Source organism: Deinococcus seoulensis (assembly GCF_014648115.1).
GTDB classification, from domain to species: Bacteria; Deinococcota; Deinococci; order Deinococcales; family Deinococcaceae; genus Deinococcus; species Deinococcus seoulensis.
This window is the reverse complement of sequence record NZ_BMQM01000002.1, coordinates 120086-145576: the sequence shown is the minus strand read 5'-3', so window position 1 is coordinate 145576 and position 25491 is coordinate 120086. Positions and strand designations below refer to the sequence as shown.

28 protein-coding genes are annotated in these 25491 nt (G+C 72.1%); 15 read left to right on the top strand and 13 right to left on the bottom strand.

Features of this window, described 5'->3' with window-relative positions; translation table 11 throughout:
* The first annotated feature begins 482 nt into the window (after nt 1-482).
* Nucleotides 483-2267, top strand: a complete 1785-nt coding sequence (locus IEY70_RS02530; protein ID WP_229777570.1) for a M3 family oligoendopeptidase — start codon at nt 483-485, stop codon at nt 2265-2267.
* Nucleotides 2268-2338: 71 nt separating this feature from the next.
* Here IEY70_RS02530 and IEY70_RS02525 read toward each other — a convergent pair whose 3' ends face one another.
* The 3 genes from IEY70_RS02525 to IEY70_RS02515 all read right to left on the bottom strand — a co-directional run bounded on the left by IEY70_RS02525 (nt 2339) and on the right by IEY70_RS02515 (nt 5626).
* Nucleotides 2339-3946 carry a S49 family peptidase gene (locus IEY70_RS02525; RefSeq protein WP_189063414.1) on the bottom strand — a complete coding sequence of 536 codons (1608 nt, stop codon included), beginning with the start codon at nt 3944-3946 and terminating at the stop codon, nt 2339-2341.
* 8 nt (nt 3947-3954) lie between these two features.
* Entirely contained in the window at nt 3955-4839 is an 885-nt protein-coding gene (locus tag IEY70_RS21235; RefSeq protein ID WP_189063413.1) for a group III truncated hemoglobin, read from the bottom strand.
* A 136-nt stretch (nt 4840-4975) separates the two neighbouring features.
* Nucleotides 4976-5626, bottom strand: a complete 651-nt coding sequence (locus IEY70_RS02515) for a c-type cytochrome (RefSeq protein ID WP_189063412.1) — start codon at nt 5624-5626, stop codon at nt 4976-4978.
* A 98-nt stretch (nt 5627-5724) separates the two neighbouring features.
* On the opposite strand from IEY70_RS02515, the gene IEY70_RS02510 reads away from it, so the two are divergent.
* On the top strand, nt 5725-6465 hold the full coding sequence (locus tag IEY70_RS02510; RefSeq protein WP_505706061.1) for a helical backbone metal receptor: 741 nt from the start codon (nt 5725-5727) through the stop codon (nt 6463-6465).
* A 3-nt stretch (nt 6466-6468) separates the two neighbouring features.
* On the opposite strand, the gene IEY70_RS02505 is transcribed toward IEY70_RS02510, so the two are convergent.
* The 4 genes from IEY70_RS02505 to IEY70_RS02490 form a co-directional block, all read right to left on the bottom strand.
* Nucleotides 6469-7062, bottom strand: a complete 594-nt coding sequence (locus IEY70_RS02505) for a TetR/AcrR family transcriptional regulator (RefSeq protein WP_189063410.1) — start codon at nt 7060-7062, stop codon at nt 6469-6471.
* Between the two features lie 100 nt (nt 7063-7162).
* The gene (locus IEY70_RS02500; RefSeq protein ID WP_189063409.1) at nt 7163-7819 is read right to left on the bottom strand and encodes an LrgB family protein; all 657 of its coding nucleotides are present in this window, start codon (nt 7817-7819) and stop codon (nt 7163-7165) included.
* Nucleotides 7816-8229 carry a CidA/LrgA family protein gene (locus IEY70_RS02495; protein ID WP_229777569.1) on the bottom strand — a complete coding sequence of 138 codons (414 nt, stop codon included), beginning with the start codon at nt 8227-8229 and terminating at the stop codon, nt 7816-7818. Before IEY70_RS02495 ends, IEY70_RS02500 begins: the two co-directional genes overlap by 4 nt.
* Before the next feature lie 15 nt (nt 8230-8244).
* Nucleotides 8245-8943, bottom strand: coding sequence for a 5'-methylthioadenosine/adenosylhomocysteine nucleosidase (locus IEY70_RS02490; RefSeq protein WP_189063408.1), 699 nt, complete (start codon nt 8941-8943; stop codon nt 8245-8247).
* Between the two features lie 69 nt (nt 8944-9012).
* Between IEY70_RS02490 and IEY70_RS02485 the strand changes: the two genes are divergently transcribed.
* Nucleotides 9013-10236 carry a MalY/PatB family protein gene (locus IEY70_RS02485; protein ID WP_189063407.1) on the top strand — a complete coding sequence of 408 codons (1224 nt, stop codon included), beginning with the start codon at nt 9013-9015 and terminating at the stop codon, nt 10234-10236.
* A gap of 223 nt (nt 10237-10459) precedes the next feature.
* Here the strand turns inward: IEY70_RS02485 and hisG are convergent, their stop codons facing one another.
* Together hisG and IEY70_RS02475 are read right to left on the bottom strand one after the other, a co-directional pair.
* Nucleotides 10460-11095: an ATP phosphoribosyltransferase gene (gene hisG, locus IEY70_RS02480; RefSeq protein ID WP_189063406.1), complete on the bottom strand. Its 636-nt coding sequence runs from the start codon at nt 11093-11095 to the stop codon at nt 10460-10462.
* Nucleotides 11092-12294, bottom strand: coding sequence for an ATP phosphoribosyltransferase regulatory subunit (locus IEY70_RS02475; protein ID WP_189063564.1), 1203 nt, complete (start codon nt 12292-12294; stop codon nt 11092-11094). The genes hisG and IEY70_RS02475 overlap by 4 nt, the downstream gene beginning before the upstream one ends.
* Nucleotides 12295-12409: 115 nt before the next feature.
* Here IEY70_RS02475 and IEY70_RS02470 point away from each other — a divergent pair, with 115 nt between their 5' ends.
* From IEY70_RS02470 to IEY70_RS02435, 8 genes are all read left to right on the top strand, one after another.
* Nucleotides 12410-12994, top strand: coding sequence for a hypothetical protein (locus IEY70_RS02470; protein WP_189063405.1), 585 nt, complete (start codon nt 12410-12412; stop codon nt 12992-12994).
* A gap of 98 nt (nt 12995-13092) precedes the next feature.
* Nucleotides 13093-13680, top strand: a complete 588-nt coding sequence (locus tag IEY70_RS02465; protein WP_189063404.1) for a DedA family protein — start codon at nt 13093-13095, stop codon at nt 13678-13680.
* A gap of 132 nt (nt 13681-13812) precedes the next feature.
* Nucleotides 13813-14565 (top strand): endonuclease III domain-containing protein, encoded by a 753-nt coding sequence (locus IEY70_RS02460; protein WP_189063403.1) that lies wholly within the window; start codon nt 13813-13815, stop codon nt 14563-14565.
* A 37-nt stretch (nt 14566-14602) separates the two neighbouring features.
* Nucleotides 14603-15643 (top strand): 3'(2'),5'-bisphosphate nucleotidase CysQ, encoded by a 1041-nt coding sequence (locus IEY70_RS02455; protein WP_189063402.1) that lies wholly within the window; start codon nt 14603-14605, stop codon nt 15641-15643.
* 4 nt (nt 15644-15647) lie between these two features.
* Nucleotides 15648-16238 (top strand): GNAT family N-acetyltransferase, encoded by a 591-nt coding sequence (locus IEY70_RS02450; protein WP_189063401.1) that lies wholly within the window; start codon nt 15648-15650, stop codon nt 16236-16238.
* A gap of 7 nt (nt 16239-16245) precedes the next feature.
* Nucleotides 16246-17169, top strand: a complete 924-nt coding sequence (locus tag IEY70_RS02445; protein WP_189063400.1) for an NAD(P)-dependent oxidoreductase — start codon at nt 16246-16248, stop codon at nt 17167-17169.
* 1 nt (nt 17170) lies between these two features.
* A complete protein-coding gene (locus tag IEY70_RS02440; protein WP_189063399.1) occupies nt 17171-17620 on the top strand; it encodes a methyltransferase family protein in 450 nt (149 codons plus the stop codon).
* A 46-nt stretch (nt 17621-17666) separates the two neighbouring features.
* On the top strand, nt 17667-18830 hold the full coding sequence (locus IEY70_RS02435) for an alkaline phosphatase family protein (protein WP_189063398.1): 1164 nt from the start codon (nt 17667-17669) through the stop codon (nt 18828-18830).
* Here the strand turns inward: IEY70_RS02435 and IEY70_RS02430 are convergent.
* Together IEY70_RS02430 and mnmA are read right to left on the bottom strand one after the other, a co-directional pair.
* The gene (locus tag IEY70_RS02430; protein ID WP_189063397.1) at nt 18827-19240 is read right to left on the bottom strand and encodes a DUF5063 domain-containing protein; all 414 of its coding nucleotides are present in this window, start codon (nt 19238-19240) and stop codon (nt 18827-18829) included. The genes IEY70_RS02435 and IEY70_RS02430 overlap by 4 nt on opposite strands.
* Nucleotides 19241-19251: 11 nt before the next feature.
* The gene (gene mnmA / locus IEY70_RS02425) at nt 19252-20433 is read right to left on the bottom strand and encodes a tRNA 2-thiouridine(34) synthase MnmA (RefSeq protein WP_189063396.1); all 1182 of its coding nucleotides are present in this window, start codon (nt 20431-20433) and stop codon (nt 19252-19254) included.
* A 139-nt stretch (nt 20434-20572) separates the two neighbouring features.
* On the opposite strand from mnmA, the gene lysA reads away from it, so the two are divergent.
* Both lysA and IEY70_RS02415 read left to right on the top strand, forming a co-directional pair.
* Nucleotides 20573-21721 carry a diaminopimelate decarboxylase gene (lysA, locus tag IEY70_RS02420; RefSeq protein WP_189063395.1) on the top strand — a complete coding sequence of 383 codons (1149 nt, stop codon included), beginning with the start codon at nt 20573-20575 and terminating at the stop codon, nt 21719-21721.
* Nucleotides 21722-21724: 3 nt separating this feature from the next.
* Nucleotides 21725-22015, top strand: a complete 291-nt coding sequence (locus IEY70_RS02415; protein ID WP_189063394.1) for a hypothetical protein — start codon at nt 21725-21727, stop codon at nt 22013-22015.
* A gap of 55 nt (nt 22016-22070) precedes the next feature.
* On the opposite strand, the gene IEY70_RS02410 is transcribed toward IEY70_RS02415, so the two are convergent.
* Nucleotides 22071-22706, bottom strand: coding sequence for a phospholipase A2 (locus tag IEY70_RS02410; RefSeq protein WP_189063393.1), 636 nt, complete (start codon nt 22704-22706; stop codon nt 22071-22073).
* A 104-nt stretch (nt 22707-22810) separates the two neighbouring features.
* Here IEY70_RS02410 and IEY70_RS02405 point away from each other — a divergent pair, with 104 nt between their 5' ends.
* Nucleotides 22811-23419, top strand: coding sequence for a TetR/AcrR family transcriptional regulator (locus tag IEY70_RS02405; RefSeq protein ID WP_189063392.1), 609 nt, complete (start codon nt 22811-22813; stop codon nt 23417-23419).
* A gap of 247 nt (nt 23420-23666) precedes the next feature.
* On the top strand, nt 23667-24431 hold the full coding sequence (locus IEY70_RS02400; RefSeq protein WP_189063391.1) for a TerC family protein: 765 nt from the start codon (nt 23667-23669) through the stop codon (nt 24429-24431).
* A gap of 30 nt (nt 24432-24461) precedes the next feature.
* Here IEY70_RS02400 and IEY70_RS02395 read toward each other — a convergent pair whose 3' ends face one another.
* Nucleotides 24462-25424 carry a DMT family transporter gene (locus IEY70_RS02395; RefSeq protein WP_229777567.1) on the bottom strand — a complete coding sequence of 321 codons (963 nt, stop codon included), beginning with the start codon at nt 25422-25424 and terminating at the stop codon, nt 24462-24464.
* Nucleotides 25425-25491 lie beyond the last annotated feature (67 nt).

The following is a 25491-nucleotide window of genomic DNA, read 5'->3' as shown; positions in this document are numbered from 1 at the left end:
ACGCCGGTCCAGTCACCCAGGAACGACTCCACTACACAGGCAGCCCGGACAGCGGGAAGGCGCGCCCGTCTGACGGGCCTCCGGCGGCTCAGCACTCGACCGTGAACCGGCACTCGGTGAACCGGCCGCCGGGTTCCGGACACACGCACGGCGCTGCGCCGCCCCGTGACTGCCCCGCGAACTGCCCTGCCAACCGAACCACCAACCGACCCGTGGCCGCCCTGCACTGGCGCCCGTTGCTGCTGCCCCGTGCCGCTGCTCTGTGCCGCTGCGCAGTGGATTGATGAATGAACTGACCCCCACAGCATGCCACGTCTGAACCGATACAGCCAACCACCCGTCACGGCGTCCAGGGCGCCCCTGCACCCCCGCCACACATGGAAGCGCTCCCGCCGCCATCAGGGCGCACCCGGCCGGAATCGCGGGCCGCCCGCCCCCAACCGCGCCCGCCGCCGCCCAGCACGCGCCGTACACTGACCGGCATGACCACAGCCGACATGCCCCGCTGGCGCACCGACGACCTGTATGCCAGCCTGACCGACCCGCAACTGGACCAGGACCTCGCCGCGCTCGGGCAGGACGTGCAGGCCCTGGAAACACTGTTCGACACGCACGCCGTCCGCGCCGGGTCGCCCGTCACGCCCGCCGCCACCGACGCCGCGCTGGGCGAACTGAACGCCGTCCTGACCCGCCTGGGCCGCGTGCGCGCCTTCGTGTACGCCTTCGTGACCACCGACAGCCGCGACGAGACCGCCCAGGCCCGCATGGCCGCCCTGACTACCCTGAGCCTGCCGCTCGGGCCGCTGGGCGCCCGCCTGACCGCGTGGCTGGGCGGCCTGGACGACGCGGCCGTTAGCGACCTGCTGGAGCAGAGCGCCGAGGCCCGCGCGCACGAGCACCGCCTGCGCCGCGCAGCCGAACTGGCCCGCCATCAGATGACCCCGCCCGAGGAGGACCTCGCCGCGCGGCTGCACCCCGCCAGCGGCGGCGGCTGGAACAAACTGCACGGCAACGTCTCCAGCACCCTGAAAGGCGAGTACCGGGGCCAGCCCCTGCCCGTGACCGCCCTGCGCGCCCTGGCCAGCGACCCCGACCCGCAGGTGCGCCAGGATGCCTACCACGCCGAGGTGGCCGCCTGGAAGACCCAGGAGACCGTGTTCGCCGCCTGCATGAACGGCGTCAAGGGCGAGGAGGGCACCCTGTCCGCCCGGCGCGGCTTCACCGACCCCGTCGCCCCCAGCCTGATCAGCAACGGCATCGACCGCCAGACGCTGGACGCCATGCAGGCCGCTGTCGTCCGCTCCCTGCCGGACTTCCGCCGGTACTTCCGCGCCAAGGCCCGCCACCTGGGCAAGACGCAACTGGACTGGTGGGACCTGTTCGCCCCGGTGGGCCAGAGCGAAACCCACTGGGACTACGCTGCCGGGGAGGCGTTCGTGCAGCGCCAGTTCCGCGCGTACAGCCCCGCCCTGGGCGACTTCGCCGCCCGCGCCTTCCGTGAACGCTGGATCGACGCCGGCCCCCGCGACGGCAAACGCAGCGGCGCGTTCTGCATGAAATGGTCCGGAGCGGACAGCCGCATCCTGATGAACCACGACCCCAGCCTCGACTCGGTCAGCACCCTGGCGCACGAACTGGGCCACGCGTACCACAACGTGCAGCTCGGCGGCCTGCGCCCCCTTCAGCAGGAGACGCCCATGACCCTCGCGGAGACCGCCAGCATCTTCTGCGAGACGATCATCCAGAACGCCGCGCTGGCCACCGCGCAGGGCGCCGAGCGCCTGTACGTCCTCGAAACGCAGCTGATGGGCCACGCGCAGGTCGTCGTGGACATCCACAGCCGCTTCCTGTTCGAGCAGGCCGTCTTCGAACGCCGCGCCGCCGGCGACCTGAACCCCAGTGACCTGAACACCCTGATGGTCCAGGCCCAGCGCGACACCTACGGCGACGCCCTGAACACCCCGCATCCGTACATGTGGGCCGTCAAACCGCACTACTACGGCCGGAGCTTCTACAACTACCCGTACACCTTCGGGCTGCTGTTCGGGCTGGGCCTGTACGCCCAGTACGAACAGGCCCGCGCCCAGGGCCAGGAGGCGGACTTCCAGGCCCGCTACGACGCCCTGCTGGCCGCCACCGGACAGGCCACCCCACTGGCCCTCGCCGCGCGCTTCGGCATCGACCTGCACGCCCCGGACTTCTGGGAAGGCAGCCTGAACGTCATCCGCCGCCAGATCGACGCCTACGAGGCCACCACGCAGGCGTAAACGGGCAGGGGTAAACAGGCAGTGGGGAGTGGATCAGGGTATTCGCCCTGCCACTCCCCACCCCCCCCGCCTCAGCGCACGCGCACGTCCTGATCGAACCACGTCAGCACACGCTCATTGCCGAAGGGCCACACGCTGACGCTGGTGGCCTGCGCGGCTTCCTGCGCGAACTGCGGCAGGGGACCGTGATTCTTCGGCGTGACGTTCCAGGCCGGCGCGTCGTGCGGCAGGCCCGCCAGTTCACGGGCGCGGGCCAGGCCGGTGCTCAGGTCCCCGAGTTCGTCGATCAGGCCGCGTTCCAGGGCGTCGTGCCCGCTCCAGATGCGGCCCCGGCCCAGTTCGTTCACGCGTTCGCGGCTGAGGTTGCGGCCCTCGGCGACGCGGGCGGTGAAGCGGTCGTACACCTCCAGGATGCCCTTCTCGACGTGGTCGCGTTCCTCGTCGGTGTACGGACGGGACGGCGAGTACATCAGCGCGCGGTCGCGGCCCACCCGTTCCGGGTTCAGGCCGTGACGGCGGTTGAATTCGGTCATGACGGGCTTGCCGCTGACCACGCCGATGGAGCCGGTCAGGGTGTACGGCGACGCCACGATGGTCCTGGCGTGCGTGGCGACGTAGTACCCGCCCGAGGCGGCGTACTCGCCCATGACGACCACGACCGGTTTCTCGCACGTGGCGACCTCGCGCCAGATCAGGTCGCTGGCCAGGGCGCTGCCGCCCCCGCTGTTCACGTACAGCACGACCGCCTTCGTGGCCTTGTCCTCCTTCGCGCGGCGCAGCGCCGCCACGACCGTGTCGGACCCGGCCATCGGGCCGCCCAGCAGCGGCAGCGGAACGGGGTTGGTGCGGCTCTTGCCGGTGATGATCGTGCCGATCAGCGGCACGACCGCCACCCGCCCCGCCTTCGCGTTCGCGGGCCGGTGCGGGGTCAGCAGGTCCAGCACCGCCTCGAAGGGCCGGGAGGCCGGGCCGATCAGTTCGTCCTCGTAGGCGACCTTGGTGATCACGCCCGCCTCCAGCGCCGCCTGGGCGCTCGTGAAGTCCGCGCTGATCCACCCGGCGGCCACCCCGGGGCTCACGCCGCGCGCGGCCGCCAGATCGTTGGCCCAGGCGGCTTCCAGCCCGTCCAGGTACGCCTGAAGCTGCTCGCGGTTGTGGTCGTCCATGTGATCCTGCGAGAAGCGCGTCAGGGCGGCCTTGTACTCGCGGACGCGCAGGTTCTCGAACTCGATACCGCGTTTCTTCAGGAACTCGCCCAGGAAGGTGCTTTCCACCCCGAAGCCTCCCAGGTTCACCTCGGCGGATTCCGGCGCGACCAGTTCGCCCGCGCCGCTCGCGGCGATCAGGGTGGTCATGGTCAGCTGCGGCAGGTACGCCACCACGCGTTTCTCGGCGGCGAGGTCCGCCAGGATGCCCCGCACCGCGTGCGCGGACGCCGGGGACGCCGTGAACTCCCCGAAACGCACCAGCACGCCGTGCAGCCACGAGGCCGCGCGGAGTTTCTGCACATGCGCCGCGAGCGCCTCGACCGATTCGGTACGGCTGAGCAGCGCCGCCAGCGGACTCCCCGGCTGCCGCTCCGGGTACGGGCCGCTCAGGTCCAGTACCACCCAGGTGGGCCGGGTCACGCCGCCCGGTAACGAGTCCTCGCTGTTCAGGAACGGGAGTTTCAGGTTCATGCCCAAGGCTACGCGCCGCCCACCTGAGAAGTTCCGCCAGCGCCCCGCGAACCGCGCCCCAGGCGTTCACCCATGACGGCCGCCCGCGCGCTCAGCAGCGCCGCCGCGTCGGCGGGCAGCAGGTCGCGGGCCGTCTCGTCCCACAGGGCCAGCCAGCGGTTCAGGTGCGCGGCCCGCACGCCCAGGCCCGCGTGCGCGGCGTTCAGGTTCCCGCGCCACGCGGCCCGGCCCGGCTCGCCGCCCAGCAGCGTCACCCAGAAGTCCGTCACGCGTTCCAGGTGCGCGGGCCAGTCCTCCACGTGCGCCGCGAACACCGGCCCCAGCAGGTCGTCGGCCCGCGCCCGCACGTAGAAGGCCGTCACCACTTCCCTGACCGCCGCCACGCCGCCGACCTCCTCCAGCGGTGAACCGGGCCGCCGGTCCGACCAGCCGGGCAGCGCCGCCAGGAACGAGGTAAGCACGGGCGGCGGCACCTGCGCTTCCGCCCAGGCGACCGCGCGGCCCACCGTCCAGTGCAGCGGTTGCCCACCGGCCCAGGCGTGCGCCTGCGCGCCGCGCGGCAGGGCAGAGCGGTCCGGTGCCGAACCCCCGGACGCCGTGACGGCTGCGCCCAGCGCCCGCCCCAGCAGCGCCGCGCCCGACCCCCACCCCAGCACCGGCACGCCCCGCCGCAGCGCGCCCGTCACCAGGGCCAGCACCTCCCAGCGCTCCGGGTGCGCCCGCACGTCCGCGACCGGCAAACCGTCATGCGGCAGCAGCAACCCCGAGGCGCCCGCCAGCCGCTCCGGACGGGCCGCCTGCACCGCCCAGCCGCTCAGGTCCGGCCCGGGCTGTCCGGGCAGCGGCAGGGGAGAGGTGGACAGCAGCGTCCCGGTCGGTGGCGGCCCAGTCATCCGCCCAGCATACCCACGGCCCCCGGCTGGACGGCCCCAGTCTTGGCCCAGTCCTGCATGGCCCGGCATGCGAAACGGACCTCCACCGCCACTGCGTGAAGGTCCGCCGCGCGCCCCGGTTCAATCGGAGTCCGGATCAGTTCAGGGTCTTGATGAACGCCTGCATGTTCGCGATGTCCGAATCGGTCAGCTGCGTCTCGTTGAAGCGCGGCATGACGGCCCCCAGTTCACGGTCCGGGGTCTTGCCTTCACGCAGGGCGGTCGTGAACTGCGCCAGCGTCCAGTTCTTCGGGCCGTCGGCCCCCACGAGGCTCGGGCCGATCTGACCCTGACCGTTCGCGCCGTGGCAGGCGGCGCAGTTGCTGCTCGCGTAGAGTTTCTCACCGGCGGCCACGTCACCCTGCGGCTCGGCGGCGGCCGCCGTCTCGGTGGGTTCCTGACCGGTCGCGCCTTCCTCGCCGGGCGTCGAGTCCGCCTGGGTGCCCTCGGTGCTGGCGGCCGGGGTTTCGGGGGTGGTCTGTTCGCCGCTGGCGGCCACCGCGCCGTTCTCGCCGCCCTGCGTGCCGCCCTCGTTCGCGGCGACCGCGTCGCCCTGCGCTCCGGCGGGACCTGCCGCTCCGGTCGTCGTGCTGTTGGCGCTGGGCGCCTCCTCGCTGGGAACCGCCGCGCCCTCCTCCGAGTGGGACTCCTCGTGGTGGGGTTTGGTGGCGATGTTGTACGCGGCGAACGAGCCGCCCAGCGTCAGGGCCAGCAGCAGCGTCATGGAGACGGCGAACGTGTTCTTCATACCCGCGAGCTTACCATACGGTCAGGGGGCGTTTGACCGCCCAGCACGCACCCCGCGCGCCCGGCGGCACCCCGCACTACACTGCCCGTATGCCTCCCCTGCGCCTCGCCAGTCTGACGTGCAGCAACACCGACATCCTGCACGCCCTGGGCACGACCCGGCAACTGGTCGCCGTGGACAGCCACAGCGACGCCCCCGGCCTGGAGCACGCCACGCGCCTCGGCCCGGACCTGAACATCGACGTGGACGCCCTGATCGCCGCGCGCCCCGACCTGGTCCTGGCGAGCCTCAGCGTGCCCGGCATGGAACGCGTGGTAGACGCCGTGCAGGCGGCGGGGCTGCCCACCCTGATCCTCGATCCCGTCAGCGTCCCGGACGTGCTGCGGGACATCCGCCTGATCGGCGCCGCCACCGGCCAGCCCGACCACGCGGGCGCCGTGGCCGACGCACTGGAACGCGACCTGGCCGCCCTGCACCGCGCCCACGCCCGCCCGCCGCGCGTGCTGGTCGAGTGGTGGCCCCGGCCCATCATCGCCGCCACCCGCGACTCCTGGGTCACGGACCTGCTGGCCGGACTGGGCGCCGGGAACGCCCTCGCGGACCGCGCGGGCCGCAGCGCGCCCCTGACCCTGGACGAGGTCCGCGCCGCGCAGCCCGACCTGATCGTGTGCTCGTGGTGCGGCGCGAAGAAACTCCGCCCGGAGGTCATTGAGGCGCGCGGCCTGGGCGTGCCGGTCGTCGCCATTCACGAGAGCGGCCTGGGCCGCCCCGGTCCCCGCCTGCTGGAGGGGGCGCGGCAACTGCGCGCGGCGCTGGACGCCCTGCCCGGCCAGCCGTAACGCTTACCCCTCCGCCTCCCAGCCCAGCACGGCCCGCAGGCCACTCAGGCAGTCTGCGCGGTACGCACCCAGGTCCGGGTCCGGGTCCGCCAGAAAACGCACGCTGAGGCCCTCGACCAGCGCCCGCAGCAGCCGCGCCCGCCCCTGCGCGCCCGCCTCGCCGGACAGCCGCGCCAGTTCCAGATCCACCGCCAGCGAATCCGCCAGGAACGCCCGCTGCACCTCCATCAGCGCCGGGTCGCGCGTGGCTGCCGCCAGGAAATCCAGCGACACCGTGTAGAACCGCCGGGTGTTCTCCAGACCGTAAAACTGGTTGTCCACGTACGCGCGCAGCTTCCCGTCCGGCGACCCGGCCTGCCGCACCGCGCGCCGCGTCGCCACCGCAATGGTCCGCGAGAAGCGCCGCATGACGGCCGCCAGCAGCCCCGCCCGGCTGCCGAAGTGATACACCAGCGTGCCCCGGCTCACGCCCGCATGCGCCGCGATGTCCGCCAGCGTCACGCCCGCATAGCCCCGCTCGTAGATCGCCAGGTACGCCGCCTTCTCCAGCGCCGCCCGCCGCGCACGGTCCTGAATGGGATTCACCTTGCGCGCCATGCCGCCCAGCATCCCGGCTGCGCGGGCCGAGGTCAAGGGAGGAGGGGTGCGGGAAGCCGTGCCCGGTCCCCACGGCCTGCCTCCCGCGCCCCGCGTCCCTTCACGCCAGCAGCGCGACCAGCAGCGTGACGCTGAGTGCCGCGAGGCCCATGCCGATGGAGCTGGCGGCCCCGGTGTGCTCGCCTTCCTCGCGGGCGCGGGCGGTGCCGATACCGTGCGCGACGGCCCCCAGGGCGATACCACGCGCCAGCGGGTGCGTGACGCCCAGGGCACTCAGGACGGGCGGGAGGATCAGCGCGCCGATCAGGCCGGACAGGACGGCCAGCGTGGCGGCCAGCGCGGGCGGCGCCTGCGTGAACGGCGCGAGTTGCAGCGCGACGGGACTCGTGGCGGGCGCGGTCAGCAGGGCGCGCGCGGCGTCGGGCGTCAGGTGCAGCAGGTGGGCCAGTCCGGCGTCGGCGGCCACGGCGATCAGGGTGCCGCTCAGGCCGCCGAGCAGCAGCGCGCGCCACTGCCGGGCCAGCAGGGCGCGCAGGCGGTACAGCGGCACGGCCAGCGCCACGACCGCCGGGGCGAGCAGGGTGGTCAGGGGCTGCACGTCCCGCAGGTACGTGTCGTACGGCACGCGTGTCAGCAGCAGCAGCGCGGCAACGATCAGCGTGCCGATCAGGGTGGGGTTCGCCAGCGGGGAGCGCAGCCGCAGTTGCGCCAGCACGCCCGCCGCAAAGGCCAGCAGCGTGACGGTCAGCCAGATCACGGCCCGGCCTCCGGTTGGCCCGGGCTGCCTTCCGGGCGCAGCAGCCGCGAGGCGAGCAGGCCCGCCGCGCCCGCGCCCAGCAGCAGCGCGGCCGTCATGACCAGCAACCACAGGCCCCACGCGGCCCCGGCACTCAGGAATTGCAGGAAGCCCACGGTGGCCGGCACGAACAGCAACCCCAGGATGCCCAGCAGGCCGTCGGCGGCGTCCGCGATCCAGTGCAGGCGCACCACTCCGGTCCCCAGCGCCGCCCACAGCAGCGCCATGCCCACCACCGACCCCGGCAGCGGCAGGTGCAGCGCGCCCACCAGCGCCTGCCCCAGCGCCGCGAAGGCCATCAGGACGCCCAGGCCCAGCAGGAACCGGGCCGGGCCGTTCAGGCGGGCCGTGACGGACGCCGCGCCGCTCACTGAATGCCGCGCACGTCAGCTGGCGGGTGCGTTCAGGCGGGCCAGCATGCCGCGCACGACCTGCTTGGCGTGCCGCGCGACCAGCGGCATGAACTCGCGGTAATCCACCTTCGCGTCGTGGTCGGCGGTGTCGCTGACCGAGCGGATCACCACGAACGGCACGCCCGCCTTGGCGCACACCTGCGCGACCGCCGCGCCCTCCATCTCGGCGCAGGCCGCGCCGAAGCGGGTCCAGAGGCGCTGCACGCCCTCACGGGACGCGATGAACTGATCGCCGCTCGCCACGCGGCCGTCCAGCACGCGCACGCCCTCCACGTCCCGCGCGGCCTCCAGGGCCACGGCGCGCAGCGTGTCGTCGGCGGGCCACGCGGGCAACTCGCCCGGCACCGTGCCGACCTCGTACCCCAGCGGGGTCACGTCCACGTCGTGCTGCACGAGGTCCGTGCTGATCACGATGTCACCGACCCGCAGTTCCGGGTGCACGCCGCCCGCCACGCCCGTGAAGATCACGCGGGTCGCGCCCTGCGTCAGCAGGTACGTGGTGGTCATGGCGGCGTTCACCTTGCCGATCCCGCCGCGCGTCAGCAGGACCGGCACGCCGTCCAGCGCGCCCCGGTGCAGGGTCACGCCGGGGAACGTCAGGTCCTCGCGGCCCCGCAGGTCCGCCAGTAACAACTCGATCTCTTCGTCCATCGCGCCAATAATCGCCAGCATTCCTCAGAGTGTACGCGCATGAACGCCGCCCCGGGCGGAAACTCACGCGGCCCGCGTATGCTCGGGCACATGACCGACGCCGGACCCAAGCCCGCCGATCCCCGCGACACGCTGGCCCCCGCCGCACTGAACCCCGCCACTCTGGACCCCGCCGCGCTGCGCCACCCGGACTCCCTGAAATGGACGGCTTTCGACCCGGACGTGATTCCCATGTGGGTCGCGGACATGGACTTCGCGGTCGCGCCGCCCATCATGGATGCCCTGCGCGCCCGCCTGGACCGCAGCCTAGGCTACGCGCAACTGACGGGCGACCCCACCCTGAAAGCGCAGCTGAGCGAGTCCCTGGCCCGCCACGGCCTGAGCGGCCTGGGTGCCGAGCACATGACCTTCCTGCCCGGCGTGGTGCCCGGCATCTACGCCGCCGTGCACGCCCTGACCAGCCCCGGCGAGCCCGTGGTCACCATGACGCCCGTGTACCACCCCTTCCACCTGGCGATCACCGACCAGGACCGCCGCGTGGCCGGCGTGCCCCTGCGCGACGCCGACGGCGGGTACGAGATCAACTGGGCCGCCATGGACGCCGCCTCGCGCGGGTCGCGCCTGCTGCTGCTGTGCCACCCGCACAACCCCACGGGCCGCGTGTGGACTGCGCAGGAACTCGGGAAACTCCGCGACCTGGTGCTGGCCCGCGACCTGTTCGTCATGAGCGACGAACTGCACGCCGACCTGCGCTACACGGACGGCCCGTTCGAGAGTTTCGCCGCCGACCCGCGCGTGCAGAGCCGCACCGTCACCCTGACCGGCCCCTGCAAGGCCTTCAACACCGCCGGACTGGGCATCGGCGTGATGGCCAGCCACAACGCCGCGCTGCTGTCCCGCGTGCGCCGCGCCGCCGGGGGCCTGATGGGCCACGAGAGCGCCCTGAGCATCACCATGTGGCAGGCCGCGCTGCGCGACGGCGGCCCCTGGCTGGCCGACACCGTCGAGTACCTGCGCGGCAACCGCGACTTCCTGAGCGCCTACCTGCGCCAGCACCTGCCGTGGGTGAAATTCCACGAGGCGCAGGCCACCTACCTCGCGTGGCTGGACCTGCGCGCCCACCCGCGCGCCGCCGACATCCAGACATTCCTGCTGGAAGAAGCCAGGATCGCCGTGCACGACGGCCCGGTCTTCGCGCACGAGGGCCACAAACCCCAGTACCAGGGCTTCATCCGCCTGAACTTCGCCACCAGCCGCGAACTGCTGACCGAGGCCCTGAACCGCATGACCGCCGCCCTGAACCGCGAGATGTAAGGAGGCAAGTGGGGAGTGGGTCGTGGTCGTTCCACTTCCCGCTCCCTGTTTACTGTGCGGTGCGGGTTACACGGACTCCGATTGAATGGGTTGCAAAACCCGTTCAATCCGAGCGGACTCGTAGAGCTGCGCAGCAGAGCGAGTAGGAGAAAAACGGGTTCCGGGCGTGGAGCTGGCAGATCGGTGGTGTTCCGATCTGTCAGCGAAACAGACGGAATCCGTATTACTGCGCGGTCAGGGCGCGCAGGTTCTCGATCAGGGGGCGCAGGCGCGCGGCGCGGACTTTCAGGGCGGCGCGGTTCACGATCAGGCGCGCGGTCGAGTGGAACAGTACCTCGACTTCCTCGAGGTTGTTGGCTTTCAGGGTGCCGCCGGTCTGCACGAGGTCCACGACCGCGTCGGCTAGTCCGGTCAGGCAGGCGAGTTCGATGTTCCCGCTGAGTTTCACGGTCTCGGCGGTGATGCCGCGCGAGTGCAGGTACGCGCGGGCGGCGCGGGGGTACTTGGTGCCCACGCGGGTGATCTCGCCGGTCGCGCCGACCTCGCGGATCAGGGACAGGCGGCACCCGGCAAAGCGCAGGTCCACCGGTTCGTACACGGTGCGGCCCGACTCGATCAGCACGTCCTTGCCCACGATTCCGGCGTCGGCCACGCCCAGGTCCACGTAGATGGGCACGTCCTGGTTACGCAGTTCCAGGATGGTCACGCCCGGAAACTCGTGCCGCAGCGCGCGGGATTTTTCCGGCATGGTCAGCGGCAGCCCGGCCTGTGACAGCAGCGCGATGGCGTCTTCCAGGATGCGGCCCTTGGGGAGCGCCAGGGTCAGGTGGTCGGCGCTGCGGGCGGGAGCCGGGGTCATGCCGTCACCTCCGTGCCGTTCAGGTCCGTGCCGTTCAGGTCGGTGAAGGTCAGGCCAGCGGGTGAATCGCTGACCCAGCGGCGGATGCCGCGCGCCTCACTGAAGGCCAGCAGTTCGGCCCGGTCGTCCGTCCAGGCGAGTTCCGCGTGCAGGCCCTGCGCCCGCGCGGCGCGCGCCCCGTTCAGGTCCAGGGCCAGCACCACTTCCGGCTCGGGCGGCAGGACCGGCGCGAGCGCCCGCATCAGCCGTTCCAGCCCCATCGCGAAGCCCGCGCCGGGCAGCCCGCCTTCCAGCGCGTAGCGGCCGCCGCCCAGCACCGGCTGGTTCAGGCCCGCCGAGTACGCCCGGAACGTCAGGCCCGTGTAGTACCCGTAGCGGCGGCTGACACCCAGGTCGAACAGCAGCGGCCCGCCGTACAGCGCCGCCACGGCCCGCAGGTGCGCGACCGCCTCCTGCGCCCGCACGCCCGGCGCGAGCGCCTGCGCGGCGTCCAGCACTTCGGGGCCGCCGTACAGGTCCGTCAGGGCGTGCAGCGTGCCGCGCACCGTGTCGCTCAGGCCGTGCTGCGCGGCCAGCAGGTCCACGTCCGCGCCGCTCTTGCGGTCGATGGCGTCGTGCACCGCCGCGCGCGCCTCGCCGTTCAGGCCCGCGTCCTCCAGCACGGCGTCCACGAAGCCCGGGTACCCGACTTCCAGTTGCGCCTGCACGCCCGCCACCTCGATGGCGGCCGCCGCGAGGTGCAGCAGTTCCGCGTCGGACTGCGCGGTCTGCACGCCGATCAGTTCCACGCCCAGCTGGTTGAATTCACGCAGGCGGCCCAGTTCGCTGTTCATGGCGCGCAGCCACAGCCGACCCCCGTACTGGAGCCGCAGCGGGAACGGCCCCTGCGGGAAGCGCGAGCGCACCAGTCGCCCCACGGCGGTCGTGAACTCGCTGCGCAGCGACAGCACCTCGCCGCCCGAATCGATCAGCTTGAACGCCAGGGCGTCCTGCGGGTGGTCCGCGCGGGCGAACTCCAGCGCCGGAACCTCCACCCCCCGGTACCCCCACGCGCTGAAGCACGCACTCAGGCGGGCGCGCAGGGCCTCGCGCTGCGACCATTCGGGCGGCAGCACGTCACGCGTGCCCTCCGGAATGAACCCGGCGCGGGCAGATGGACGGTTGGACGGACCGGAAACGGACGAACTCACGCCCGGCATTCTAGACGCCGCCCGCCAGCGGACCGTCACGCCCACCCGTTTTCGCTCCCGGCCCGCCACGCCCACCCGTTTTCGCTCCCGGCCCGCCACGCCCGGCCGCGTCTATACTCGCGGTATGCTCCGCCGCCCGTTCTCCCGCGCCGCCGCGCCCGCGCTGCTCCTGACGCTGGCCGCCGTCCTGGCGGGATGCTCCCGCACCACCGACACCTTCACGCCGCACATCAGCGTCACCAGTGACGGCAACGCCAGCCGCGAACAGAGCTTCCTGATTCAGGGGTACGTGCTCGACGACGTGGGCGTCACGCAGGTCGCCGTGGACGGCAAACCCATTCCCATCCAGCCGGGCAGCGACAAACTCGCGCGGTTCCAGTTCCGAACGATGCTCAGCACCCCCACCGGCAAGTACACCGTCACCGCCCGCGACGCCGCCGGGAACGAGGGCAAACTGGTCCTGCCGGTCAGCGTGGACCCGGTCAGGCCGGTCATCAGGGTCACGCGGTTCGAGCGCAGCGGCGGCGTCGTGCGGGTCGCCGGGACCGTCACCGACGACAACCGCGTGGCGCAGATCCTGGTGGACGGCAACCGCCTGAACATCACGCCCGGCAACAGCGTGGACTTCTACGCCGAGACGACCGGCATCTGGGCGGACATCGAGGCGGCGGACGCCGCCGGGAACCGCGCCACCCTCCGCGCCCGCTGACCCACCCCGCGCCCCCCGACAGGGGCAGGGCAGGAGTGGCCCTTCATCATCCGTGCGGATGACGGTGCCGTCAGGCGGCGCGGGGTAGCCTGTGCCTCATGCACGATCTGACCGCCCTGATCCTCTCCGCTTCGTACTTCGGCATTCTGGCCATCGTCTTCGCCGAAACCGGCCTGCTGGTCGGATTCTTCCTGCCCGGAGACAGCCTGCTGCTGGCCGCCGGGGTCCTGGCCGCCAACGGCGACCTGAACCTGGGGGGCGTGATGGCCGCCGTGATCGTCGGCGCGTTCGTCGGGTGCGTCGTCGGGTACTGGATCGGGCACCGGTTCGGGCGGGGCATCTTCTCGCAGCAGAACGCGAAGTTCTTCAAGCCCGAGTACATCACCCGCTCGGAGTTGTTCTTCCAGCGTTACGGCTGGCTGGCCGTGATCCTGGCGCGCTTCGTGCCGGTCGTGCGGACCCTGGTGCCCACCATGGCCGGCGTGAGCCGCATGCCGCTGGGCCTGTTCAACCTGTACAACATCGTCGGCGCGGTCCTGTGGGGCGTCAGCGTGCCCGCACTGGGCTACTACCTGGGCGGCCTGATCCCCAACCTCGACCGGTACATCCTGATCATCGTGGGCGGCGTGGTCGTGGTGAGCGTCATTCCCATCATCTTCAAGGTCGTTCAGGCCCGCCGCGCCTGAAGTCCACCCTCCCGCACCCCCCCAGCCCCCGTCCGAAGCCCGGTCCGGGGGCTTTCTGCGGCCCGTCCCGTCCGGCCCTGAACGGCACCCACGCGCACGGTTCCCGGCCCGCCGCGCCGCTAGCCTGCGCGGATGCCCGCCCGCCGCCCGCCCACTGCACCCGCCGCGCCGCCCACCCCGCAAGCTCTGACTGTGCCCGGCACCTTCCTGCCGGTCAGCGCCCGCCTGGAAGCCGAGTACCTGCCCGGCGGTCCCGCCCCCCTCACGGGCCGCCCGGAGACGCTGCTCTCGGGCCTGATCCGCACCGTCCTGGGTCAGCAGAACACCCGCGCGGCCGCCGCCCGGCAGTACGCGGCGCTGCGTGAAAGCTACCCGCGCTGGGAGGCGGCGTTGCTCGACGGCCCGGACGGCATCGAGGGCACCCTGAAAGCAGCGGGAGGCGGCCTGCACCGCAGCAAGGCCCGCCACATCCACGCGCTGCTGGAAGCGCTGGACGACACCGGAACCCTGAGCCTGGAGGGCCTGCGCGACCAGAGCGACGCCGACGCCCGCGCCCGCCTGGAAGCCCTGCCCGGCGTGGGCCGCCACACCGCCAGCCTGATCCTGCTGTTCGACCTGCGCCGCGCCGCCATGCCGGTCGAGGGCAACCTGGACCGCCTCGCACGGCGGCTGGAGTGGGTGCCGGACACCTGGACGGCCGCGCGCGTGGTGCGCTGGTTCGACGCGGTCACGCCCCCCACCTGGGCCGCCCGCGCCGCCCTGCACGTCGCGGGTGTGCGGCACGGGCGCGAGGTCTGCACGGCCCGCCACCCCCGCTGCGACACCTGCGTCCTGGCGGACCTGTGCCCGTCGGCGGCGATCCTGGGTCCGTCCGGGCGGGCGTGACCGCCTGCTCGGGGGGTTGACCGCTATGCTCGGGGGCATGACCGCTTCCCACTTCTCGCAAGAACTCTCGGTCGCCGCCGCGCTGGCCCGTGAGGCCGGGGCGCTGCTGCTGGCGCACCTGCGCGCCGGGTTCACCGTGGAACACAAGACGAGTGCCGACGATCCCGTCACCGTCGCCGACCGCGAGGCCTCCGCGCTGATCATGGCCGCCCTGGCCGCCGCGTTCCCCGACGATGGCCTGCTGAGCGAGGAGGAAACCGACGACCGCGCCCGCCTGAACCACGACCGCGTGTGGATCGTGGACCCCATCGACGGCACCAAGGAGTACTCCACGGGTCTGCCGGACTACTGCGTCAGCATCGGCCTCGCCGTGGGCGGGCAGCCCGTGCTGGGCGTCGTGTACGCCCCGGAAACCGACGAACTGTTCACGGGTGTCGTGGGGCAGGGCGCGTTCCTGAACGGCCAGCCCGTCGCCGCCCCCAGCCGCGGCCCGGACTGGCGCGTGGCCGTGTCGGACACCGAACACAGCCGCGAACTGCACGCCACCCCCCTGAGCGGCATGAAACCCAGCGGCAGCATCGCCCTGAAACTCGCCCGGATTGCCGCCGCGCAGGCCGACGCGACCTTCACCATGTCCCCCCGCAGCGAGTGGGACATCGCCGCCGGGCACGCCCTGCTGCGCGCCGCCGGGGGCAACCTGACCCGCCGCGACGGGCGCGCCATCACGTACAACCAGCCGCGCCCGCACGTGGAACAGGGATTGATCGGCGGGCAACCGCAGGCGACCGCGTGGCTCGCCGAACAACTGCGCGCCCTGCACCTGCCCACCGCGCACCTGGGCGTGCAGGCCCACGAACCCGCCTGGGCCACCCTGAACCCCGCCGACCGCGCGGCACTCCAGGGGCACCCCGGCGTGAATGTCCGCCACGCCGACGGGCACCTGCTGGCCCTGCTGGTCGTGAACCCCGACACCAGGCAGGTGCAGCGCGCCGAGGGGGACGCCTTCCACCTCGACCGCCTCACGCGGGACGTGACGCGCGCCCTGGGCACCGTCGCCCCGGTTACCGCCCAGCCCTGAACGCATGACCGACCTCTCAGCGCACGTCACCCTCAAACCCCTGCTGGACTTCACGCCGCCCGAATGGCGCACCCTGCACTCCTTCTTCCGCAGCCGCGAACTGGCCGACTGGAACGACGCCAAACCCATCCGCATGCCCGAATGGCTGTTCCGGCGCGTCATGCAGGACGAGGAACGCACCGGCGAACGCCACGGCTTCGGCGTCATGGACGAACACGGCCGCCTGATCGGCAGCGCCGAACTGTACGACCTGCGCCCCCCACCCCCCCTGAGCGCCACGACCGGCACGCTGGGCGTCATGATCGGCTACCCCGACCTGTGGGGACGCGGGTACGGACGGCAGGCCGTGCAGGCCCTGCTGCACTGGGCGTTCCGGGAACGGGACTTCCCGCTGTCCCGCATCCGCCTGACCACCTTCGGCCACAACCGCCGCGCGCAGCGGGCCTTCCTCGCCTGCGGCTTCCGCGAGGTCGGCCGCACCGAACGGCAGGGCCGCACCGACGTGCACATGGAACTCACCCGCAGCGAATGGCTGGCCCTCCAGACAGACGCCCTCCAGGGGGCACCGGACCCGTCCACGCCCGAAGGGGAATAATGCAGGTATGCGTGTCCTGCTGCCAGACCTGCCCGACTTCCGCGCCCTGAGCCAGCCCGACGAGGGAGGCGTGCCCGGCGTCACCCTCGACCACTACGACCGCGCGCACGTCCCGGACGGCCCGGCCGACGGCGTGGTCCTGTGGATGACCGGCCCGCAGACCCGCGAACGCCTGCTACAGGTGCCGGGCCTGAAATGGGTGCTGACCCTGACCGCCGGCATCGACCACGTACAGGGCCGCCTGCCAGACGGCGTGGCCCTGTTCAACGCCAGCCGCCTGCACGACCGCGCCGTCGCCGTGCACGCCCTGACCGGCATGCTCGCCGCCGCGCGCGGCCTGCACGCCTTCCGGGACGCGCAGGGCCGCGCCCAGTGGGCCAGTCCCGCCCTGCCCACCGACTCCCGCCTGGGCACCCTGGACGGCCTGAACATCGTCCTGTGGGGCTACGGGCACATCGGCCGGAACCTCGAGGAACTCCTCGCCCCGCACGGCGCGCACGTGCGCGGCATCCGCAGCACCACCCCCACCGACGAACGCGACGAGCTGCTGCGCGCCGCCGACTGGGTCGTGCTGCTGCTCCCCAGCACCCCCGACACGCGCGGCGTCGTGAACGCCGACACCCTGGCCCTCCTGAAACCCGACGCGTGGCTCATGAACGTCGGGCGCGGCAACCTGATCGTCACGGACGACCTCGTGCAGGCCCTTCAGGAACACCGGCTGGGCGGCGCGTTCCTCGACGTGACCGACCCCGAACCCCTGCCCGCCACGCACCCACTGTGGAAGCTCCCGAACGTGATCATCACACCCCACATCGCCAGCACCACCACCGACCTGATCCGGCGCGGCGCGCACCTGACCCGCGACTTCCTGATCGACCTGCAACAGGGCCACGAACCCGACGGACGCGTCACCGCCGGCCGCACGTACTGACATGAACCGCGACCGGGCGCTGGTCGCCGCTCAATTCGCCCTGCTGGCAGTCATTCTCGCGGGCGGGCGACGGGGGAGAGGTCGGCCCCGATCCGTCCAGGCGGCAGGCGCGGCGCTGGGTGCCGGTGGCCTGACTCTGCTGATCTGGAGCGGGCGCACGCTGGGGCGGAACCTCACGCCACTGCCCACACCAGTCGCGGGAGGGACGCTGGTGCAGCGCGGCCCGTACCGGCTCGTGCGGCACCCGATCTACACGGCGCTGCTCCTGCTCTCGGGCGGCTGGACGGTCGCGCGGGGCGGACGGGTGAGTGTGACGGGCACCCTCCTGCTCGGGGCACTGCTGCGGCACAAGGCAGGCATCGAGGACACGGCGCTGGCCGGACGTCACCCCGACCACGCCGCGTACCGGGCGCACACCGGGGCGTTCCTGCCGCGCACCGGCAGGCGCTGAACGAAGCCTCAAGGTGGACCGGCCACCCCGGCGGCTATCCTCACCCATGCACCTGCCACCGCACGCCATCCGGCCCGACTACGCGGGCGGCAGCGTCCTGAACCTCGCCGCGACGCTCGGCGCGCACCACGGCGTGCCCACCCACCACGCGCCGTACCGCCACCCGCTGCCTCTGGACGGCGCGCGGCACGTCGTCCTGATCGTCGTGGACGCCCTGGGGGCCGGGCAGTTGCGGGACGCGGTCACGCGCGGGGACGCGCCCACCCTGGCATCCCTGACGCCCGCCCCCGGCCCGGTTACCAGCGTGTTTCCCAGCACCACCATGGCCGCCCTGACCACCCTCCACACCGCCCGCGCGCCCGCCGAGCACGGGTACCTGGGCCTGACCGTGTGGCTGGACGAGGCGCAGGCCGTCGTGAACCTCATCCGCCTGTACGACGTGTACACCCACGCCCCGCTGGAGGACGCGGGCTTTCTGGCCGCCGTGCCGTCCCTGTACCGCCAGTTGGATAACCGGGGTGTGGCCGCGCACGTCGTCATGCCCGCCGCGTACCAGCACAGCGTCCTGACCCGCTGGGCCTGCGATGGCGCCGAGTACCACGCTTACGCGCAGCCCGAGGAAACGCCAGAGCTGACCGCCGCGACCGTCCAGCCGGGGCAGCCGTCGTACACGCTGGTGTACTTCCCCGACTACGACCTGATCTGTCACGGCTCCGGCCCCGACAGCCCGGAGGCGCACGCCGAACTGCGCCGCACCGACCGCATCGTCGGTGACCTCCTGGCCGCGCTGCCCCGAAACGGGGACACGCTGGTCGTCCTCACCGCCGACCACGGCCAGAGCCCCCAGCCCCCGGACGGCTACGTGGACGCCATCACGAAGAAGGTCATGAAAACGGCCCTGCGCGGCCCCGTCGCCGGGGAGGAACGCGCCGCGTACCTGCGAACCAGCTCCGACTACCACGCCGAGATCGCGGCGCTGCTCGCCCCGCACGCCACCCTCCTGACCGCCGACGACGCCTGGACCGGCGGCCTGTTCGGCCCACCCGCGCACGCCGACCCCCGCTTCCGCCCGCGCGTGGGTGACCTGATCGCCGTCCCGCACCCTGGACACGCCATCCGCCGCCCCACCAGCCCCGCCCCCATGCTCGGCCTGCACGGCGGCTGGACCGCCGAGGAGATGCTGGTGCCCGTCCTCAGCGTGCGGGTCTAGCCCAGCCAGCGCAGGTGAGGGGTGACGTCCTTTACGTGGTCGCCCCAGTGGATGTCGTGGGAGAAGCGCAGCCACGCCAGCGCATCGGCCCCGCCCGTGTCGGCCAGCGCGAGAGCGGTGCCCAGGTCAAGGGCGAGGTCGGTCAGGTCGTCCAGCGCGTCGCCGATCTCGGCGGGGAGGTCGCAGTGGCCCAGGGCGCGTCCGGTGGCCGGGTCGTAGAAGCCGGGTTCCGGCCACGCCCGGGCGATGCGGGCGCGCAGGTCGCGGTACTCCTCGCGGGGGAGCGTGTCTGCGTCCGGGAGGTTGAAGGGCAGCGCCTGAACTTCCCGCCGCAACCCGTCGAGCAGGTCGGCCAGTTCGCCGGGCGTGCAATCCCCCCGTTCCAGCAGGGATGTGTGAACCCGGCGCACCAGCGGCAGCATCAGGACAGCAGGACCGCCGGACGTTTCTTCGGCGGGGCTTTCGGTTCGGGCAGGGTGGGGACGTGGTCCTCGATCAGCCCGCCGCCCAGCAGGCGTGGTCCGGCGTACAGCACGGCGCTCTGGCCGGGCGCGACCGCGAACTGCGGGTCCTGGAAGGCCAGTTCGAAGCCGCTCTCGTCGGCGCGGATCACGCGGGCCTTCACGGGCGCGGTGCGGTAACGGACCTGCACCTCCAGTTCGTGGGGCAGGTCCGCCAGGTCGATCAGGTAGTTGGCACTCTGCGCCTTCAGGCCGGTCCACAGGCAGTCGTCGTAGTCGCCCACCCAGACGGTGTTCGTGTCGGGTGCCAGGTGCACGACGTGCCGCACGCGGTGCGACTGGTACAGGCCCAGGCCCTTCTTCTGGCCCAGCGTGTAGAACTGCGTGCCCAGGTGCTCCCCGACGACCTCGCCGCTGCTGATCTCGCGGATGAAGCCCTGCGCCTGCGGGATGTGCTCGGCGACGAAGTCCTGCACCTTGCCGGGCACGAAGCAGATGTTCTGACTCTCGGGTTTCTGCGCCGTCAGCAGGCCGCGTTCCTCGGCGATCTGACGCACCTGCGGTTTCTCCAGTTCGCCCACCGGGAACAGGATGTACGGCAGCGCGTCACGCGGCGTGCCCCACAGGAAGTACGTCTGATCCTTGCGGGGATCGTCGCCCCGGTGGAATTCCACCTCGCCCCGCGCGTTCTCCACGCGCTTCACGTAGTGACCGGTGGCGACGTAGCGGCAGCCGAGCATCTTCGCCTTCTTCACCAGTTCGTCGAACTTCACCTTGGTGTTGCAGTTCACGCAGGGGTTCGGCGTGCGCCCCTTGCTGTACTCGTCGATGAACGGCCCCACGATGTGCCGCTGGAACTGCTCGCGGTAATCCAGCAGGTAGAACGGCACGCCCACCTGCTCGGCCACGCGCCGCGCCTCGTACGCCGCGTCCGGCGAGCAGCACGAGTCGAAGGTGTCCGTGCGTTTGTCGTCCGGCCAGAAGCGCATCATCGCGCCGACCACCTGGTACCCCTGGTCCTTCAGCAACGCCGCCGTCACGCTGCTGTCCACGCCGCCGGACATGGCGCACAGCACCCGCTCGCCCGCCACAGGAGCAGCCGGAAGGGGAACGGAAGGGACAGGCGAGGTGGGTGCGCTCATACAGCCGCGCAGCTTAACAGAGGCGCCCAGAGTCGGCGGTGACGCGCGCGGCAATTCGGCCCGCTCCCCGCCGGGCGCCCGTGTGGAGCGCACCACCCGGCCCCCACCCTGCCACGGGCCGCCCGCTACACTTCCCGGCATGAGCCTCTCGCCGGAGCACTTTCACGCCGCCGCGCACGCGTACGGCACGCCCCTGTACGTCTACGACGCCGCCGAACTCGACGTCGCGCTGGCCCGCGTCCGCGCCGCGTTCGGGGACGCCCGCGTGTACTACGCCATGAAAGCCAACCCCAACCTGACCCTCCTGCGCCGCCTGCACGCCCAGGGTGTCGGTTTCGAATGCGTCAGCGCCGGGGAACTCGCCCGCGCCGCCCGAGTGGGCGCCACTGGTGAGCGCATCCTCGTGAACGGCCCCGCCAAGACGCCCGGCGAGTACGCCACCGGCGCGCAGCTCGGCGCGACGTTCATCCTCGACCGCGAAGAGGAGGTCCGCCTGCTGCCCCCCGGCTCCCGCGCGCTGGTCCGCGTGAACCCCGCCCTGAACGTCAGCACCCACGACCACCTCGCCACCGGCGCCGCGGGCAGCAAATTCGGCGTGACCCCCGAACAGGCCCCCCGCGTGCTGGACGCCCTGCGCGCCGCCGGGCACACCGCCCTGGGCCTGCACGTCCACATCGGCAGCGCCATCCGCGACGCGCACGACTTCACCGCCGCCTTCCACCGCCTCGGCGAACTGCGCGCCCACACCGGCCCGCTGGCCGTCCTCGACGCCGGGGGCGGCTGGGGCCTGGGCGCCGACCTGCACGGCATCGCCCGCGAAGCCCGCGCCGCCGCCCAGGCCTTCGGCGCCGAGCTGTGGGTCGAACCCGGCCGGTACCTCGTCGCGCAGGCCGGCACCCTCCTCACCCGCGTGGTCGGCACCAAACGCACCGGCCGGAACTTCGTGCTGGTCGACGCCGGCATGACCGAACTGCTGCGCCCCATGCTGTACGGCGCGCAGCACCCCGTCACGCCCCTCTGGGACCGCAGCGGAACCGACACCTGGGACCTCGCCGGACCCGCCTGCGAGAGCGGCGACCTCCTCGCCCGCGACCTCCGCCTGCCCGACCCGCACCCCGGCGACCTCCTCGCCATCCACGAAGCAGGCGCGTACGGCGCCGCCATGAGCAGCACCTACCTCACCCGCCCCCGCCCCCCCGAGGTTCTGCATGACGCGGGCACCTGGACCGTCATCCGCCAGCGTGAAACCCCGCAGGACATCTGGCACGCCGAAGAGACCGGAGCGTAAGCCGTGAGCAGCGGGAACAGTTCACGGGCGAGCGTCCGTACGTCGCAGGAGCGGCAGGCGCAGGCGCGGCCCCGCCCGGACGTGGCGTGCCGCGCGTGTTCGGGCGTGAACGTGACGGTGCAGTTCGGGAAGTACGGGTACTACCTGAAGTGCGCCGACTGTGGCGGCAACACGCCGGCCAAGCCGGTGTGCGCGGCGTGCGGGCAGCCGGGCAAGGTCAGCAAACGCGGGCTGGAGTTCACGGCGACCTGCGCGGGCGGGCACTCCTGGGCGTACTGGACGAACCCGGCCTGAGCGGGGGGCAGGAAGCGAGGCGCAGTCAGGCCCATTTCCTGCCCCCGCTCCCTGTTCAGAAGCTGTCGCTGCCGCCGATGCGGACACCCTGGTAGTAGGCGTACGCGGCGCTGTAGCAGGCGGGGCGGGCGTACCAGCTCTTGGCGGCGCAGATGCTTTTCATGTTGGTGTAGAAGGCGTCGTCGGTGGTGGCGCGGTTGGCGTCGGTGCGCTGGTAGATTTTCAGGTTGCGGTACCCGAAGTCGTGCACGTTGCAGGCCGGGCGGAAGTCCTCGCGGTAGCCGAGGCCCAGGCCGTCGGGGGCGCTGCATCCGTCGCGGGTCCAGTCCAGGCCGGGGTAGGGGAGGCTGGTCGCGGCGTACGCGGCGTACTGGGTGTTGTAGTTGCCGACGGTGCCCCAGCCGGTGCGTTTGATGTACGCGAGTCGGTCGCCCGTCAGGTCCAGGCCGGTGATGGCGGGCGCGGCGGGCAGGGTCAGGATGCTGGGCGTCTCGCCGTACGCTTCGCGCAGCGCAGCGATCAGGCCGGGGTCGTTGCCGTAGCGGGCCAGGATGGCCTGACTGCCCGTGTCCTGCAACTCGGGTCGGTCGGCGTAGGTGCTGAGCTGCTGGGGCGCGCCGGTCTGCGAGCATGCGGCGAGCGTCACCGAGAGCAGGGCGGCGGGCAGGGCGGGCAGCTTGAATGAACGCATGGCGACTCCTGTGTTCAGGTGCGGGGCGGGGCGTGGGTTACGGGTCGTTTCTCAGTGTACGGCGCGCTGTCAGGTGAATGCCAGGGCGGGTATCATGGGCGGCGATGACGGTTCCTCCTGTTTCTGCTCCTGCCGTGCCTGACACGACCCGCGCCCGCATTCAGCAGGAGGCGGCGCGGCTGTTCGTGCAGAGCGGGTACCACGGGGTCAGCATGCGCGAGGTGGCCGAGGCGGTCGGCGTGACCAAACCGGCCCTGTACCACCATTACGCCGACAAGGAGGCGTTGTTCCTGGCGATGCTGGAGGGCACCCTGGCGGGGCTGGCGCGGCTGGTCGCGGCGGCGAACTCGCAGGTGGGGATCCGCCTTCAGCTCGATACGCTGGTGTACGAGTTGCTGGCCAGCGCGCCCGAGCAGCGGGTGGGGTTGCAACTGGCGAGCGAGTTACGGCACGTGAGTGCCGAGCGGCGCGGCGCGTTCGAACGCGAGTACCGCCGCGTGTGGATCGGGGGCCTGTCCGAACTGTTCGAGCTGGCGGCCGCGCGGGGCGAGTTGCGTTCGGATGTGGCCCCGGCGATGCTGGCGCGGGCGTTCCTGGCGCTCACGTACCCGCTGGTGACGGGCGCGCCGCCCAGCGATCCGCAGGGCATGGGGCGGGCGCTGCTGGCCGTGTTCCTGGACGGCGCGACGTCCCGGCCCGAACTGAACGGATGATACGGACTCCGGTTGAATGGGCTGCAAAGACCGTTCAATCCGAGCGAAGCGAGTAGGGGAAAACGGCAGTCCGTATGAGGTCATTCCCGGTTTCATGAAGGGCCTTGAGCGTCCTGCCATGTTGCGGCGGATGTGCGCCGTCAGCATGAGCGTCGGTCGCGTGGCACGGGCGCGGTGGCAGGGCAGGTGACGGAGTTCCTGGGCGCGCGTGTCAGCGTCCGTTTTCTGCATTCAGGGAGTGACCAGGATGGAATCACTGTTCGGTTGGATCACGCAGCCCGAGGCCTGGCTGGCGTTCGGCACGCTGCTGCTGCTGGAAGTCGTGCTGGGGATCGATAACGTCATTTTCATCTCGATCCTGGCGGGCAAACTGCCGCCGGAGCAGCAGCAGCGCGCCCGGACCATCGGTCTGCTGGGGGCGATGCTCATGCGGCTGGGCCTGCTGTTCTCGATCAGCTGGATCTACAGTCTGAAAAATGAGCTGTTTCAGGTATTCGGGCAGGGCTTCTCGGGTCGGGACCTGATCCTGATCTTCGGCGGGTTGTTCCTGCTGTACAAGGCCGTCAAGGAGATGCACGAGCAACTCGAGGGTCCGCATCACGGTGCGGGCGCGTCGGCGGGCGCGGTGGTGGGGGCGAACTTCGCGGCGATCATCGGGCAGATCATGCTGCTGGACCTCGTGTTCAGCCTCGACAGCGTCATCACGGCGGTCGGGATGGCGGACGATATCGGCGTGATGGTCTCGGCGGTGGTGGTGACGGTGGCGATCATGCTGGTGGCCGCGCGGCCCATCGGGGAGTTCGTGCAGGCGCACCCGACCGTGAAGATGCTGGCCCTGTCGTTCCTGCTGCTGATCGGCGTGAACCTGATCGCGGACGGTTTCGGGTTCAAGATTCCCAAGGGGTACACGTACTTCGCGATGGGCTTCGCGATTGCGGTGGAACTGCTGAACCTGCGTGTGCGGCGCGGCACGCCGGTGCAACTGCACGGCTCGGACCGGCAGCCGGACTGATCCGCGCCCTGAGCGTCTGCGCGCCCCTGCCTACCCGGTGGGGGCGTTGTGCCGGGTGCCGCCGGTCGGTGGGGCTGCCGTCCGGCCGGGCCAGTTGGCGAGGGCCGCGCCGCCGAGGATCACGGCGGCGGCCGCCCAGACGGTCAGCGGCAGTCGTTCGTGCAGCAGGGCCGCGCCCAGCATCAGGGCGATCACGGGGGCCAGGGTGTTCCAAACGCTGGTGCGGGCCGCGCCGAGCACCTGCGCGCCGCGCGCCCACGCGAGGTACGCCACGACGTTCGCGCCCAGCCCGCTGAGTGCCACGCCCGCCCACGCCAGTGGCGGCGTGCCGCCCAGTTGCACGTGCGGCGCGGCGTACAGCAGGTACGGCAGGCTGCCCAGCGCGAGGCTGAACGCCACGAACGGCAGCGCCCCCAGCCGCCCGGACAGCGTGCGGTTGAACAGGGTGTACAGCGCCCAGGCGGTCGCGGCGGCCAGCAGCCACGCCATGCCGCCCGGCGTGACGGGCGATCCGGGTTGCCGGGTCAGGAGCAGCAGGGTCAGCAGGCCGCCGAAGGCCACGGCCACGCCCGTCGCCTGCCGCCGCGTGACCCGCGTGCCCAGCAGCAGCCCCAGTGGCAGCACCAGCACGGGCACCATGCCGTTCACGACGCCCGCCACGCCCGCCGGGGAGAGCCGGATGCCGATCAGGAACAGCGTCTGGAACACGCTGTTGCCCAGCAGGCCCACGCCCGCGACGGTCAGCCACGTCTGCCACGTCCAGCGGGGCCAGCCGTGCGCGCGGACGGCCAGCGTCACCAGGACCGCCGAGGCCAGCAGGAACCGCCCGGTGTTGATGCTCTCGGCGTTCAGGTGTGACAGCAGTGTCTTGAGCAGCACCACGTTCCCGCCCCAGATGGTCACGGTGACGATCACGCCGGTCAGTGCCAGGCGCGTGGCCCGCGCGTCGGGTCCGGCCAGGGTGGCCGGGGCGGCTGGATGGGTGGGGAGCACGTCCGGGAAGATACCCCGCCGCTGCGGTGCCCGGCCGCGTGGACGGGACGCGCGCCGCAGCGTGCCC

Excerpts from the sequence above, each read along its gene's own strand:
- IEY70_RS02530 (WP_229777570.1), top strand. The coding sequence starts at position 483 with ATGACCACAGCCGACATGCCCCGCTGGCGCACCGACGACCTGTATGCC.
- IEY70_RS02525 (WP_189063414.1), bottom strand. The coding sequence starts at position 3,946 with ATGAACCTGAAACTCCCGTTCCTGAACAGCGAGGACTCGTTACCGGGC.
- IEY70_RS21235 (WP_189063413.1), bottom strand. The coding sequence starts at position 4,839 with ATGACTGGGCCGCCACCGACCGGGACGCTGCTGTCCACCTCTCCCCTG.
- IEY70_RS02515 (WP_189063412.1), bottom strand. The coding sequence starts at position 5,626 with ATGAAGAACACGTTCGCCGTCTCCATGACGCTGCTGCTGGCCCTGACG.
- IEY70_RS02505 (WP_189063410.1), bottom strand. The coding sequence starts at position 7,062 with ATGGCGCGCAAGGTGAATCCCATTCAGGACCGTGCGCGGCGGGCGGCG.
- IEY70_RS02490 (WP_189063408.1), bottom strand. The coding sequence starts at position 8,943 with ATGCTGGCGATTATTGGCGCGATGGACGAAGAGATCGAGTTGTTACTG.
- IEY70_RS02485 (WP_189063407.1), top strand. The coding sequence starts at position 9,013 with ATGACCGACGCCGGACCCAAGCCCGCCGATCCCCGCGACACGCTGGCC.
- hisG (WP_189063406.1), bottom strand. The coding sequence starts at position 11,095 with ATGACCCCGGCTCCCGCCCGCAGCGCCGACCACCTGACCCTGGCGCTC.
- IEY70_RS02475 (WP_189063564.1), bottom strand. The coding sequence starts at position 12,294 with ATGCCGGGCGTGAGTTCGTCCGTTTCCGGTCCGTCCAACCGTCCATCT.
- IEY70_RS02470 (WP_189063405.1), top strand. The coding sequence starts at position 12,410 with ATGCTCCGCCGCCCGTTCTCCCGCGCCGCCGCGCCCGCGCTGCTCCTG.
- IEY70_RS02465 (WP_189063404.1), top strand. The coding sequence starts at position 13,093 with ATGCACGATCTGACCGCCCTGATCCTCTCCGCTTCGTACTTCGGCATT.
- IEY70_RS02460 (WP_189063403.1), top strand. The coding sequence starts at position 13,813 with ATGCCCGCCCGCCGCCCGCCCACTGCACCCGCCGCGCCGCCCACCCCG.
- IEY70_RS02455 (WP_189063402.1), top strand. The coding sequence starts at position 14,603 with ATGACCGCTTCCCACTTCTCGCAAGAACTCTCGGTCGCCGCCGCGCTG.
- IEY70_RS02450 (WP_189063401.1), top strand. The coding sequence starts at position 15,648 with ATGACCGACCTCTCAGCGCACGTCACCCTCAAACCCCTGCTGGACTTC.
- IEY70_RS02445 (WP_189063400.1), top strand. The coding sequence starts at position 16,246 with ATGCGTGTCCTGCTGCCAGACCTGCCCGACTTCCGCGCCCTGAGCCAG.
- IEY70_RS02440 (WP_189063399.1), top strand. The coding sequence starts at position 17,171 with ATGAACCGCGACCGGGCGCTGGTCGCCGCTCAATTCGCCCTGCTGGCA.
- IEY70_RS02435 (WP_189063398.1), top strand. The coding sequence starts at position 17,667 with ATGCACCTGCCACCGCACGCCATCCGGCCCGACTACGCGGGCGGCAGC.
- mnmA (WP_189063396.1), bottom strand. The coding sequence starts at position 20,433 with ATGAGCGCACCCACCTCGCCTGTCCCTTCCGTTCCCCTTCCGGCTGCT.
- lysA (WP_189063395.1), top strand. The coding sequence starts at position 20,573 with ATGAGCCTCTCGCCGGAGCACTTTCACGCCGCCGCGCACGCGTACGGC.
- IEY70_RS02410 (WP_189063393.1), bottom strand. The coding sequence starts at position 22,706 with ATGCGTTCATTCAAGCTGCCCGCCCTGCCCGCCGCCCTGCTCTCGGTG.
- IEY70_RS02405 (WP_189063392.1), top strand. The coding sequence starts at position 22,811 with ATGACGGTTCCTCCTGTTTCTGCTCCTGCCGTGCCTGACACGACCCGC.
- IEY70_RS02400 (WP_189063391.1), top strand. The coding sequence starts at position 23,667 with ATGGAATCACTGTTCGGTTGGATCACGCAGCCCGAGGCCTGGCTGGCG.